The organism is Sporofaciens sp. JLR.KK001 (assembly GCF_036941055.1).
Lineage (GTDB): Bacteria > Bacillota > Clostridia > Lachnospirales > Lachnospiraceae > Sporofaciens.
This window is the reverse complement of record NZ_JAYMNO010000001.1, coordinates 498,351-510,753: the sequence shown is the minus strand read 5'-3', so window position 1 is coordinate 510,753 and position 12,403 is coordinate 498,351. Positions and strand designations below refer to the sequence as shown.

Genomic DNA, 12,403 nt, shown 5'->3' with positions numbered 1-12,403 from the left:
ACTATATCATAATATTAGTACAGAGCTGCCTTCCCCACCGTCTGGAATAACTCAAGCTTATGATATGCCACTTCCTTCATAGCGGCAATACACGGCGGCTCGATCGTATTCGGCTCTCTCAAGGACTTGTCAGCCAGTACCTCTCTCATTTTATCATAATACGCCGCCTTTATGTCACTGGAAATGTTAATTTTGTTGACGCCAAGCGTCACGGCCTTGCCGATCTCATCATCCGGATTATTAGAGCCCCCATGAAGGACGATCGGTACAGAGATTTTAGACTTGATCTCTTTCAGCAGATCCAGCTTAAGCTCTGGCTTCATTCCCTTGGGATAGAGCCCATGGCTTGTGCCGATCGCGATCGCCAGTGTATCGATCCCTGACTCTTCAACGAACTTCACCGCGTCGTCCGGATTCGTATAGATGATCCGGTTCGCACCTGCTTCAGCCTCGGCATCCGTAGATCCGATCGTTCCAAGCTCCCCTTCTACAGATACATTGACCGGATGCGCAGCTTCCGCGACCTTCCGGCAGTTTGCGATATTCTCTTCAAACGGCAGAGAAGAACCGTCAAACATGACAGATGTGAAACCTGACTGGATTGCTTTGATGATCACGCCAAAGTCCCCGCAGTGATCCAGATGGATACACACCGGAATCCTCGACCTGTACGCTCTCTCCGTAACTGCCTTCACCATCTCTGCCCCCACATGCTCAAGTTCATCCGGATGTATCTCGATAATAACCGGCGCATTCTTCTCTTCACACGCCTCCATGATCCCCTTGAACATGGCATAGTGGCTGATATTAAATGCCGGAATCGCAAAGTTGTTCTCATTTGCTTTTTCCAAAATATCCTTCATATTCATCAACATAGTTCTTTCCCTCCGTGTAATTATATTTCTTATATATCCTCTATTTTAGTCCGGCCAACCGTATGTGTCAACGTTTCTGAGAAATTTTATTTCATTAACGTTTGTTCATTTCCCGCTCGCCGAACTTGTAACAGTTCAGATACCTTCACTGTTACCCGAACTTCACATATCCCGGATGCTTCCCGCCAGGATTGCTTGCCCGATATGATGCAACCAGCTTCTCGATCTCATCCTGCGGGAGTTCATTCCACTTCCCCAGTACCTTCGTCAGATAAGTGATCTTAGCATTGTATTCCAAAGTCTCCGTCTTATAATAAGCCTTGATCAGATCTGCCCCTACCGTAACCGTTCCATGATTCTCCAGGATAAATGCATCATAATCCTGAAGATACGGGATCAGCCCGTCCGCAAGCTCCTGTGTGGATGGCTGCGCATAGGGAACGATCGGGACCGCGCCCAGTGCATACACGGATTCCGGAAGTATATATTCATCTAACGGAATGTGTGCTACCGCGAATGTCGTCGCATACGGCGGGTGTGCATGTACCACCGCACCCACATCTTCACGCTCCGAATACACCCTCAGATGTACTTTTACCTCCGAGGACGGCCTGTACTCTCCCTCTAAGGTCTCTCCCTTATCGTTGACCTTGACGATCATCTCCGGAGTCAGATAGCCTTTGCTGATTCCCGTCGGCGTCGTAAGATACTCTCTGTCATTTAACTTCACCGTGATATTACCATCGTTGGCTGCCACGAATCCATTCGTATAGATCCGCTTCCCAATATCACAGATCAATGCTTTTAACTCTGTTTCCTTCACTCTGCCTTCCCCCTTATTCCAATGTCAGGATCACCTTGATCGCTTTCTTATCCGCCACAAGCTGCACGACTTCCTGAATATCCTCCACACTTCTCACATGACTGTAGAAATCCTTAGGATCGATCACACCCTTCCTGATCAATTCCACATTTTCCGCAGTGATCTCATACTGTCCATATGGGAAATTCAACATCTGCAGCCGAGTATTATTCTTAAGCTCCAACAGGTTCAGGGAAGAATCTGTATTGCGAAGAACTCCCATAGAGCCGATGATCCCATAAGGCCGCAGCAGATGTGAACCCTCCAATAATATAGAAGTAAGCCCTACGATATCAATCACTCGGTCAAACAGTCTGCCTTCCAGCGCTTCTTTTTTATCAGTCTGATTAAAATTAATCGTCTCATCTACCTGGGATAAGGTCTTCGCCAACTCAAGCCTGTCCTCCACCCCGTCGATCACCGTGATCGTCTTCGCGCCCAGGTAACGCATATATTTCATGGTGGCAAGTCCCATCGGACCCGCGCCGTAGACCAGGACATCCTTATCAGCCACGTCAAAATTCCTCGCCGCACTGAAGCACTCGTTCAATGTCATAAGATCTCCGCCGTCGATCAGATCGAAATCCGACGGAATCTGTACGCATTCCAATTGCCTTGGTATCAGCTCCGACTCTGATACTCCGTCGTCAATCATCGCCTTCTGGTCCTGCACAAGCGCATAGTCGCACATTGCTCCCCAGGTACACCCATAACGCGTACCCGGCATGATCCGGACGATCGGATTCAAGATACGGTCTCCGATCTTATAATTTCTCACCTTACTTCCCAATTCCACGATATCCCCGACACCCTCATGGCCAAGAAGTGTCGGGAAACTGTCTACTGTAACCGGCATCTCTCCCCGGATGATATGGAAATCCGTCCCATTACAGAAGCCGCAGGTCTTCATCCTGATCAGAGCCTCATAAGGTCCTATTTCCGGAACCGGCACATCGCGCACCAGTTCTACTTCTCCATTCCCAAGCGCCGCAATCCCGCGCATATATTTTCCTTCCATATAATCTCCTCCTTCGGGTAATATTCCACTATCTCTTCATATTCCCAGACAATCTTCCGGATCTCTTCTTCTGATTCTACCTGCCCCATACCATAAGCCTGCAGCAGGGCATTCCCAACCGCTGTTGCCTCCGACGGCCCCACCCGCACAGGAATCCCCGCCGCATCTGCAATGAATTGATTCAGCAGGCTCACACGGTTCGCTCCGCCGATTATATATAAGAGATCTATCTGTTTTCCTGTAACTTCCCGGAGCATCTCAAGCGCTCTCTTCGACTGCAAGGCAATACTCTCATATATAATACGTGTGATCTGGCCGATATCACCATATTCCGGTACTTTCTGCCCTGTACGCGCCAGATAGCCCCGTATTTCCTCCACCATATCGGCCGGATGGACGAATCCTTCATACTCTGTATCTATGATTCCGGCAAATGCTTCTGCCTCTTCTGCCATCTTCGCGATCTCTGCATAGCTGTACCCTTCCAGGCTGATTTCCGCATATTTTTCGTCCCATTTTCTCTTACATTCCTGCAGAAGCCACATTGCCGTGATATTTTTCTTCAGCAAAATATTTCCAAATGCCAGACCAGTGCTGGTAAGCTGATACCGGTACGCCGCTTCATTGCAGTACACCTGCTCCGTCTCCATACTCATCAGGAACCAGGAGCCGGTCGCCAGAAATGCCCAGTTCTCCCCTTCTCCAGCCGGAACAGTAACCGCCGCCGAAGAAGTGTCATGAACGGCAGGGGCTACCACCTTAACCTCTCCTATGCCAAGAAAGCTCCGAAGCTCGCGCCTGATATTTCCCAGAACCGTTCCCGCCGGAACCACCGGAGGCATCAAAGACTTCGGAAGCTGATATGCCTCCAATATCTCTTCCGCCCACATATCCCTCTCTGTACTGTATAACTGGGAATAAGATGCCACCGACACCTCTGAGCACAGTTTCCCGGTGAACAGATACATCAGGAGATCTCCGATAAATAATAGCTTCTTCGCACCGTCGAGTCCTCTGGGATATTCATCCCGGTATGCAAGAAGCTGGCACAAAGTCGAATTCTCAATCCTTCTCTGGGTCGTAAGCCTGTAGATCTCTCTGTAATCCATGACCTGCTCCACCCGTCTGCCATATCCGTCTGTACGCGGATCCCTGTAGAATACCGGTATGGTGACGGCTCCGCTGTCCATATCCAGGATCCCATAATCGGAACACCAGGAATCTATTCCCATCGCATCGATCTTGATTCCTTTTCTTCCAAGCTTCCTGATCACCTCACAGATCCGGTCATAGACAGCAAATACATTCGTCACGGTATGCCCCTCAAGGCTGGTTCTCCCGGTTTCAAACCGGTCTGCCTCTTCCATCGTGAACCTCTTCCTATCATCCAACGCTGCAAGATAGATCTTCACACTGCCCGAACCGATATCCACCACCAAATAGCGCATCTTTACTCTCCCTTATCTCTTCTGTCGCTCATTCACTTCCGTCTCTCATGCTTCACTTCAACTTCCCGGTATAGAAAGAATACATCGCATCCCACTCTTTGTTGCATTTTGGCACATAGATCTCTTCTTGCATATTCTTTCCCGCGATTGCAGGGATCTCCTCCATAGAAGGTACTTCACCTGCTGCCCACAATTGAATCAGGAGATTCCCCATCGCCGTCGCCTCCGGGTGCCCCGCAATCACCCGGCATCCGGTCACATCGGACGTACACTGATTCAGATACCGGTTATTCCTGCCTCCGCCTACAATATAAATCGTATGGATCTTCTCCCCCGTCACCTCTTTGATCTGTTTATTGTGCCTGCGGTATTCGCAGGCAAGTCCCTGAACAATCACCTGCATCACATCCACAGGCGTATCCGGAATCTTCTGTCCGGTCCTTTGGCAGAACTTCCGTATCTTCTCCGGCATATCCCCCGCCTCGGCAAAATCCGGCGCATCCACATCTATAATAGAAGGAAAAGCCTTCTTCCCGGACGCCTGTCTCGCGATTTCAGGGATCTCCACCGTCACGCCGGCTTTCTTCCAACTGCGCACACATTCCTCCATAAGCCACAGCCCGGTAATATTGCGGATCAGCCGGTATCTTCCGCCCGGCTGTCCTTCATTGGCCATCCGATATCTGCACGCCTGCTCTGACCGGTAGGGAGCGTCACAGACGATCCCCTTCACAGACCATGTTCCGCTGCTGATAAATGAACCCCCTTTTCTCCTTGGAATGATACTGACGGCAGACGCCGTATCATGGCACGCCGCCAATACCACCGTTGTATCCTCAAGATTCCTGATTCCCCGGCTGATCTCCCGTTTTAACCGTCCCACGGCGCTCCCCGCCTCAGACAGCGGACCAAAGATCTTACCCGGGATCCCAAGCCCTTCTATCAGTTCATAATCCCACTCTCTCTTCCCGATATCCATGAGCCTTGACGTGGTAGCGATCGTTGCTTCATTCACCGTCTCTCCGGTAAAAAGATACGCCATCAGATCCGGCATGAAAAGCAATCGTTCTGCCTGATCAAGCGGTTGATGACCGCTCTCTCTCATTCCCTTTAAGATGCTTGCCGTACACGTACCGGAGAAGCTGCCGCCAATCCGGGCATACAGGGATTCGTCCTGAAAATATTTCTCGCAGATACCGTTACTGATACTGTCCCGGTACGCGATCGGCTTCTCGATCAATCTCCCATCCCCGTCAAGCAATCCGAAATCCGTCCCGAACGTATCGAACCCGATCGACACGACTGGTTCTCCTTCTCTGGCGGCTTCCCGGATCACCTCTGTCACATTCCTGACAATTCCATATACATCCCAGCGGTAATGTCCGTTCTCCATGACCGGCTCATGCTTAAACCTGGCCAGCACCTTCATAGAGAGACAGCCTCCCGAATAAACTCCCTCTATCACCCTGTAGCTGCTTGCTCCAATATCAACTGCCATCACTCTGCCCATAGAATTACCTCTTAACGTTCAATCCTTCTCTGGGATGCCGTATTCATGAACTCTTCGATCTGCCGTTCACTTCTCACCGCCATATGGCCGCCGATCTGCGTAGAATTCACCGCACCGACGGCACAGGCGAACCTGGCGCTCTCTTCAAGCGTCCTGCCCTTCAATACCGAGTGGATGAAGCCTGCAACGAAGTTATCCCCGCATCCTGTCGTGTCCTTCGCCTCTATATAGAAAGGATCCATATAGAATTCTGTCTTTGCGTCTCTGACGTAGCAGCCCTTTGCACCCAGCTTGATCACCACCGTCTTCACACCGCGTCTTAAGATCTCAGCAGCCGCCTTCCTCTCATCCTGTTCTCCCGTGATATACACTGCCTCATCCATACTTGGCAGCAGATAATCCACATACGGCAGCACATGGTCCATTGCATGAGGCCCAAGCTTCTCCACATCATGGTCCATATCTGCAAATGTGACCGCGCCGGCCTCTCTCGCCGCCTGCATCAGTTCTCTCATTCCGCACCGATCCAGATGATAGGAGGTATACATACTGCCGACACACACCGCCCTGGTATTCTTCAATCCCTCACAGTCAATCTCGTTAAGGGCAATCCCTTCGTTCTCTCCCTTCGCCAGAAAGAACTTATGGTTCCCAGCCGAATCAATCGCAACAAACGCACTGGTAGAACGGCTGTGTTCATCCCTGACGATCTGTGAAGTATCAACACCTTCATTCCGAAGATCCTGATATACCGCATTTCCCGCCATGCCTGTATCTATCTTGGCAAGCAGAGCCGTCTTATTTCCAAGCCTGCTTAAGACCACCGCTTCGTTGGTGGCATCTCCGCCGGAAGTAAAGACTGCCCTCTTTAAGACAGTCACGGAATTCTTAAAATCCTCTTCCTCGATTCCTTCCAACAGAATATCCTGGACACAGGCGCCAATACAAAAGATATCATATTTTACTCGATCCATACCCGCCATCCTTACATCTTAATAATGCCTTTCACAACACTCTGTGCATCTTCTACCACTGTGGCAAATGCTTTGTTTGATTCGTCCAGGGTAAACTCGTGAGTCACGATCTGCTTCACATTGATACTTCCGCCAGAGATCGCCGCAATCGCCACCGGATACAGATTACGGTAACGGAATACGCATTTGATCGTTACCTCCTTCTCCATGGCCTGGAAGAAATTGTACTTGATCTCGCTCTCTGAGGACATTCCTACCAATACGATCGTTCCGCCCTTCTTAGCAACATGAGGTGTCTGCGCAATGGTCACCGGAGAGCCTGCCGTCTCGAACACCACATCCGGCCCGTCCCCAAGGATCTCCCCTATTCTCTGGAGAAGATCTTCCTTCTGGACATTAATCACATAATCCGCCCCCATATTCCGGGCGAATTCCAATCTCTTATCATAGAGATCCGCTACAATTACTCTGGAAGCTCCCCGTGCCTTCGCCGACAAGAGCGTCACCAGACCGATACACCCGGCTCCAAGGATCACCACCGACTGTCCCAGAGATACCCCGCCGAGGCTGGTCGCATGCAGGCCCACCGCAAGCGGTTCCACAAGCGCGCCTTCCATCGTCGATACATTCTCAGGAAGCTTGAAGCACATATCCGCCGGATGTGAGACATATTCCTTCAGCGCCCCTGCAACCGGCGGCGCAGCGAAGAACTTCATCTCCGGGCAGAGATTATATCTTCCTGATTTGCAGAATTCACATTTACCGCAGGCATAACCCGGTTCTAATGCCACCCTGTCATTAACCTTCAGATGCTTCACTCCCCCGCCTACTTCCACAACGGTTCCCGACACCTCATGTCCCAGCACGAATTTATCACGGAGCACACAGTCCCCTACTCTTCCGTCCTTGAAGAAATGCACGTCCGATCCGCAGATTCCATTATATTCAATCTTCACCACCACATGGCCCGGCGTTACTTCCGGCCTTGGTTCCTCTGCGATCTCCATCTTTCCTGGTTCTGTCAAATATACTACTTTCATGTTCATTCCTCCTCTCGTCACAGAATCGCAAGCTCCGTATCCCTGTCAAACAGATAGGCTTTCTCCAGATCAAACGCCAGCCTGATCCCGCCGCCTTCTTTCGCCTCTGTCTTCGCACTCACACTTGCAATGATCCTGTTTCCGGCATATTCAAAATACAGCAATGCTTCTGCCCCCAGAAGCTCGTAGACCTGCACTTTTACGTCTGCAGCCCACTGTTCAAGCCTTTTATCCGAATCATCTAGGGCCTTGATATCCCCCGGCCGGATTCCCATGATGATCTGATTATCTATGTATCCTTTCAGACACTCCTTCTTATTCTCCGGCATCCGAAGCTTAAGCCCCCCTGTTTCCAGATAAATATCTCCTGCTTCCTCCTTCACTGTCATATGCAGGAAATTCATCTGCGGAGAACCGATAAATCCTGCTACAAACAGATTCCTCGGCTTCGCATAGAGGTTATCCGGTGTATCCACCTGCTGGATCACTCCGTCCTTCATGACGACGATCCTCGTCCCAAGCGTCATGGCTTCCGTCTGATCATGGGTAACATATATGATCGTCGCGCCAAGACGCTTATGAAGCTGGGCAATCTCCACCCTCATCTGCACACGCAGCTTGGCGTCCAGGTTCGAGAGCGGTTCATCCATCAGGAATACCTTCGGCTCTCTCACGATCGCCGCCCCCATCGCCACTCTCTGTTTCTGTCCTCCTGACAGTTCCTTTGGTTTCTTCTTCAGCTGGCTCTCCAGATCCAGGATCCTCGCAGCCTCCTGTACCTTCGCATCGAGTTCTGCCTTAGAGAGCTTCTTCCTTCGCAGCCCGAACGCAATGTTATCATAGATCGTCATATGCGGATACAGTGCATAGCTCTGAAATACCATCGCCACATCCCTGTCTCTTGCCGGGACATCATTCATCAGATCGCCGTCAATCATAAGCTCTCCTGCCGTGATATCCTCAAGCCCGGCAATCATCCGCAGCGTGGTGGATTTCCCGCATCCGGAAGGTCCGACGAATATAATGAATTCCTTATCCCCGATCTCCAGGTTAAAATGATCTACGGCGCTCACTCCGTTAGAATATGTCTTACATATATCCTTTAAAGTAATATTGGCCATCCCAAACCTCCTTACTTAACCGGTCCCTCTCCTATCTGTACATGGGACCATAATTCTTACATGCCTGATAGTCCTGACTCTCCTTATCCATGCCGAATGCATTCCAGCACGCCGGGCGGAAGATCCTCTCTTCCTCCACATTGTGCATACATACCGGAATCCGAAGCATAGAACATAATGTGATCAGGTCTGCACCAATATGCCCGAAGCTGATCGCCCCATGGTTCGCACCCCAGTTGTTCATCACGTCATATGCCGACTTGAATGCGCCCGTTCCTGTGATCCGCGGCGCAAACCAGGTACATGGCCAGGTATAATCCGTCCTCTTCCACAAGACCTCTGATACCTCGTCCGGAAGCACTACCGTATATCCCTCTGCAATCTGCATGACCGGACCAAGACCTTTCACCAGATTGATCCTTGACATTGTAACCGGCATACGGGACGCGGTTAAGAACCTGGAAGAATACCCGCCGCCGCGGAAATACCCCAGATCGGCAGGACACCAGTCCGTCGCTTTCAGACATTTCAATATATCTTCCTCTTCCATCTCACCAAACGGCTTGACGATACCTTCTCCGTCCGTATCCTTCACTTCACCGCACATATCCAGACAGGACGCCCCGGAATTGATCAGGTGGATGAATCCTCCCGCCTTCTTCGCGTCCCCGGTAAGCTCATAGCCCGTAACACGCTTCACCGCGTCTTTGGACCAGTACGTCCTGACATCCGAGAACATCTGCGCCCTTCCGCTTAACAGCTTGTTGAGAAGCATAGACACACCGTTCAAAGTATCATTCTCTGTTGCAAAAATATACGGTTCTCTCGCCCCTTCCCAATCAAAGGATGAGTTCAGAAGCGCCTCCGCAAAGTCGGTGTTGGGATAATGGTCCGTCCACTGCCGCTGTCCCTGGAATCCTCCGGCAATCGCATTATGTCCCAACCGCTCTTCCGAATATCTCTCCGGAAGCTTCGGATTGCCGTTCATCAGATCCTTGATGATACACATGGTCTTTACAACGAATTCCCAGTCCTTTTCCTTCTGTTCCCGTGATTTCTGCGCATATTCCGGATTCTTGTCGAATCCTTCCCGGCAATACCGCCTCGTCCACTCCAACGCTCTCTTATATTCCTCTGGATCATAGATCTCTTCCTCTATTCTCCGCAACACCTCGACTTCATCGACAGACTCTACCCGCATCCCCAGATATTCTTCAAAAAATCCCGCGTCAATACTGGATCCCGCGATACCCATACACATGGACCCGATCTGAAGATAAGATCTGCCTCTCATAGTAGCCGCTGCAACTGCCGCCCTTGCGAAGCTTAGAAGCTTCTCCTTCACATCCTTCGGAATCTCAGGATCATCTGCCTCCTGTACCTCTCTGCCATAGATTCCGAATGCCGGAAGACCTTTTTGTGCATGTGCCGCCAACACGGATGCAAGGTAGACCGCGCCCGGCCGCTCCGTCGCATTCAATCCCCACACTCCCTTGATCGTCTGCGGATCCATATCCATCGTCTCCGAACCATAACACCAGCACGGAGTGACACTCAGCGTAATATCCACTCCAAGCTTCTTGAACCGTTCCGCACATGCCGCCGCTTCCGCCGCTCTTCCGATCGTATGCTCGAAGACCACAGCCTGCACCGGCTCTCCGTTACTGTATGTAAGAGAGGACGTGATCAGATCCTTCGCCGCCTGCGCCATCCCCATCGTCTGTTCCTCCAATGAGGCCCGGATATCCAGCATTCCCTTGCGGGCATCAATTACCGGACGAATCCCTATCACGGGATAATCACCGATCAATCGGTTTCTCGCCATACCTTTTCGCTCCTTTCTTCATCTGCATCTCCATCCGAATCAGACACAGGTATACGCACCGTCAACCACGAAATCCGATCCCGTTGTAAATGAACTGGCGTCGCTTGCCAGATACAGCGCAACTCCCTGAAGTTCTTCCGGATTCCCCATTCTCGAAGACGGGGACAGTTCCGTCCATCTTGGGATCAGCTCATGCCCTCTGATCAGATCCGTCATAATGTATCCAGGGCTGATACTATTTACCCGGACATTCTTATCCGCCCATTCCACCGCCAGAGACTTCGTCAGCATGATCACCCCTGCCTTAGAAGCATTGTACGCGACCTGGGGCTGCGGGATATTCACGATATGACCGGACATAGACGCCGTATTGATGATCGAACCGCCGCCCTGCCGGATCATATACCTCCCCGCCGCTGTCGCCGTCAGGAATACTCCCGTTAAGTTAATATCAATCACCTTCCGCCACTGCTCATAGGTCATCTCTTCCGCCGGTACATTGATAGAGATTCCCGCATTGCAGAACGCGATGTCGATCCGTCCCATCTCTTCCGCCATCTCCCTGCACATACGCTCCACCTGCTCAGGAGAGGTTACATCTGCCTGGATTCCCATAGCCTTCACATGATATTCTCCGGCAATCTGTTCTGCCGTCTCTCTGGCCTTCTCTCCGTTGATATCCGCGATCGCAACATCTGCTCCCGCCGCGGCAACCGCAGATGCATAATTGAATCCGATTCCCTGTGCACCGCCGGTTACGATCGCTTTCCTGCCTTTCAGGCAGAATTTATCCATAATATTCATAATCCTTTATACCTCCTGTTCGTGGCACTGCCTTCTTACTCTATAGCTTTATCCCTTCACCGCTCCGGCCGTAAGCCCTTTGATCAGAGACTTCTGCGAGATCCACCCGAATATCATAGGCGGAACACAGGAAATGGACGCCGAGGCAGACAACTGTGCAATAAACTGCCCCTGCTGCTGTCCGAATCTCGCCATGTATACCGGAAGTGTCGCCGTCGCATTTGTCGTCAGGTTATATCCCAGGAAGAATTCATTCCAGATGAATACCGCTACCAGGAGCCCTGCCGTCATGATCCCCGTCTTCGTCAGCGGAATCACAATTCCCATGATCAGCTGGACACTGCTGCACCCGTCGATCTTAGCCGCCTCCACGACTTCCTCCGGAACATCCTTGAAGAACGAATACAACAGCCAGATACAGATCGGCAGATGGAATCCCACATAGAGGAACAAAAGCCCCGCCCTCGTGTGGTTTAACTGCAGTTCGTTGAAGATCAGATACAGCGGGATCAGAACCGCCACCGGAGGAAGCAGGATCGTGGTCACAAACCAGTTATAGAGGCTCTCTCCTTTGCCTTCCTTCTTGAACCTTGCGAATACAAGCGCATATGTGGCCGGTATTCCGATAATCAGGCAGAGACACGTTCCTGCGATCACATGGAACACCGTATTCTTCAGATAATTGATCATAGATGCGTTCGCAAGCACCTTCTGCCAGGTCACAAGCGTCGGATGAAACAACAGCGACGGCACAGCCGCTTCTGCCTCAGTTTTAAAGCCGCTTAAGATCATATATAAGATCGGGAAAAAATAAAGCAGCGCAAAAGCCAGTATCAATATTCCGGCAATCCATCTCCTGGCTTCCCGTCTTGCGGCCGCTTTTCTACTCCTCGAATCACGCTGGATAGCTACCTTCTTCACTTTAT

At 51.0% G+C, this 12,403-nt stretch carries 11 protein-coding genes; all 11 read right to left on the bottom strand.

Annotated features, from left to right (window positions below; translation table 11 throughout):
* Window positions 1–14: 14 nt before the first annotated feature.
* The 11 genes from VSQ62_RS02685 to VSQ62_RS02635 all read right to left on the bottom strand — a co-directional run bounded on the left by VSQ62_RS02685 (window position 15) and on the right by VSQ62_RS02635 (window position 12,398).
* Window positions 15–875 carry a ketose-bisphosphate aldolase gene (locus VSQ62_RS02685; protein ID WP_334633057.1) on the bottom strand — a complete coding sequence of 287 codons (861 nt, stop codon included), beginning with the start codon at window positions 873–875 and terminating at the stop codon, window positions 15–17.
* Window positions 876–1,026: 151 nt separating this feature from the next.
* On the bottom strand, window positions 1,027–1,698 hold the full coding sequence (locus VSQ62_RS02680) for a class II aldolase/adducin family protein (RefSeq protein WP_334633056.1): 672 nt from the start codon (window positions 1,696–1,698) through the stop codon (window positions 1,027–1,029).
* Window positions 1,699–1,711: 13 nt separating this feature from the next.
* Window positions 1,712–2,755 (bottom strand): zinc-dependent alcohol dehydrogenase, encoded by a 1,044-nt coding sequence (locus VSQ62_RS02675; protein WP_334633055.1) that lies wholly within the window; start codon window positions 2,753–2,755, stop codon window positions 1,712–1,714.
* Window positions 2,704–4,203 carry a rhamnulokinase gene (locus tag VSQ62_RS02670; protein WP_334633054.1) on the bottom strand — a complete coding sequence of 500 codons (1,500 nt, stop codon included), beginning with the start codon at window positions 4,201–4,203 and terminating at the stop codon, window positions 2,704–2,706. Before VSQ62_RS02670 ends, VSQ62_RS02675 begins: the two co-directional genes overlap by 52 nt.
* A gap of 52 nt (window positions 4,204–4,255) precedes the next feature.
* Window positions 4,256–5,713 (bottom strand): rhamnulokinase, encoded by a 1,458-nt coding sequence (locus VSQ62_RS02665; protein WP_334633053.1) that lies wholly within the window; start codon window positions 5,711–5,713, stop codon window positions 4,256–4,258.
* Between the two features lie 11 nt (window positions 5,714–5,724).
* Entirely contained in the window at window positions 5,725–6,687 is a 963-nt protein-coding gene (locus tag VSQ62_RS02660; protein ID WP_334633052.1) for a carbohydrate kinase family protein, read from the bottom strand.
* 11 nt (window positions 6,688–6,698) lie between these two features.
* Window positions 6,699–7,727: an NAD(P)-dependent alcohol dehydrogenase gene (locus VSQ62_RS02655; RefSeq protein ID WP_334633051.1), complete on the bottom strand. Its 1,029-nt coding sequence runs from the start codon at window positions 7,725–7,727 to the stop codon at window positions 6,699–6,701.
* A gap of 17 nt (window positions 7,728–7,744) precedes the next feature.
* A complete protein-coding gene (locus VSQ62_RS02650) occupies window positions 7,745–8,848 on the bottom strand; it encodes an ABC transporter ATP-binding protein (protein ID WP_334633050.1) in 1,104 nt (367 codons plus the stop codon).
* 31 nt (window positions 8,849–8,879) lie between these two features.
* Window positions 8,880–10,673 (bottom strand): L-fucose isomerase, encoded by a 1,794-nt coding sequence (locus VSQ62_RS02645; RefSeq protein WP_334633049.1) that lies wholly within the window; start codon window positions 10,671–10,673, stop codon window positions 8,880–8,882.
* A gap of 39 nt (window positions 10,674–10,712) precedes the next feature.
* The gene (locus VSQ62_RS02640; RefSeq protein WP_334633048.1) at window positions 10,713–11,477 is read right to left on the bottom strand and encodes an SDR family oxidoreductase; all 765 of its coding nucleotides are present in this window, start codon (window positions 11,475–11,477) and stop codon (window positions 10,713–10,715) included.
* A gap of 48 nt (window positions 11,478–11,525) precedes the next feature.
* Window positions 11,526–12,398, bottom strand: coding sequence for a carbohydrate ABC transporter permease (locus VSQ62_RS02635; RefSeq protein WP_334633047.1), 873 nt, complete (start codon window positions 12,396–12,398; stop codon window positions 11,526–11,528).
* Window positions 12,399–12,403 lie beyond the last annotated feature (5 nt).

Excerpts from the sequence above, each read along its gene's own strand:
- VSQ62_RS02675 (WP_334633055.1), bottom strand. The coding sequence starts at position 2,755 with ATGGAAGGAAAATATATGCGCGGGATTGCGGCGCTTGGGAATGGAGAA.
- VSQ62_RS02670 (WP_334633054.1), bottom strand. The coding sequence starts at position 4,203 with ATGCGCTATTTGGTGGTGGATATCGGTTCGGGCAGTGTGAAGATCTAT.
- VSQ62_RS02650 (WP_334633050.1), bottom strand. The coding sequence starts at position 8,848 with ATGGCCAATATTACTTTAAAGGATATATGTAAGACATATTCTAACGGA.
- VSQ62_RS02640 (WP_334633048.1), bottom strand. The coding sequence starts at position 11,477 with ATGAATATTATGGATAAATTCTGCCTGAAAGGCAGGAAAGCGATCGTA.
- VSQ62_RS02645 (WP_334633049.1), bottom strand. The coding sequence starts at position 10,673 with ATGGCGAGAAACCGATTGATCGGTGATTATCCCGTGATAGGGATTCGT.
- VSQ62_RS02660 (WP_334633052.1), bottom strand. The coding sequence starts at position 6,687 with ATGGATCGAGTAAAATATGATATCTTTTGTATTGGCGCCTGTGTCCAG.
- VSQ62_RS02655 (WP_334633051.1), bottom strand. The coding sequence starts at position 7,727 with ATGAAAGTAGTATATTTGACAGAACCAGGAAAGATGGAGATCGCAGAG.
- VSQ62_RS02665 (WP_334633053.1), bottom strand. The coding sequence starts at position 5,713 with ATGGGCAGAGTGATGGCAGTTGATATTGGAGCAAGCAGCTACAGGGTG.
- VSQ62_RS02685 (WP_334633057.1), bottom strand. The coding sequence starts at position 875 with ATGTTGATGAATATGAAGGATATTTTGGAAAAAGCAAATGAGAACAAC.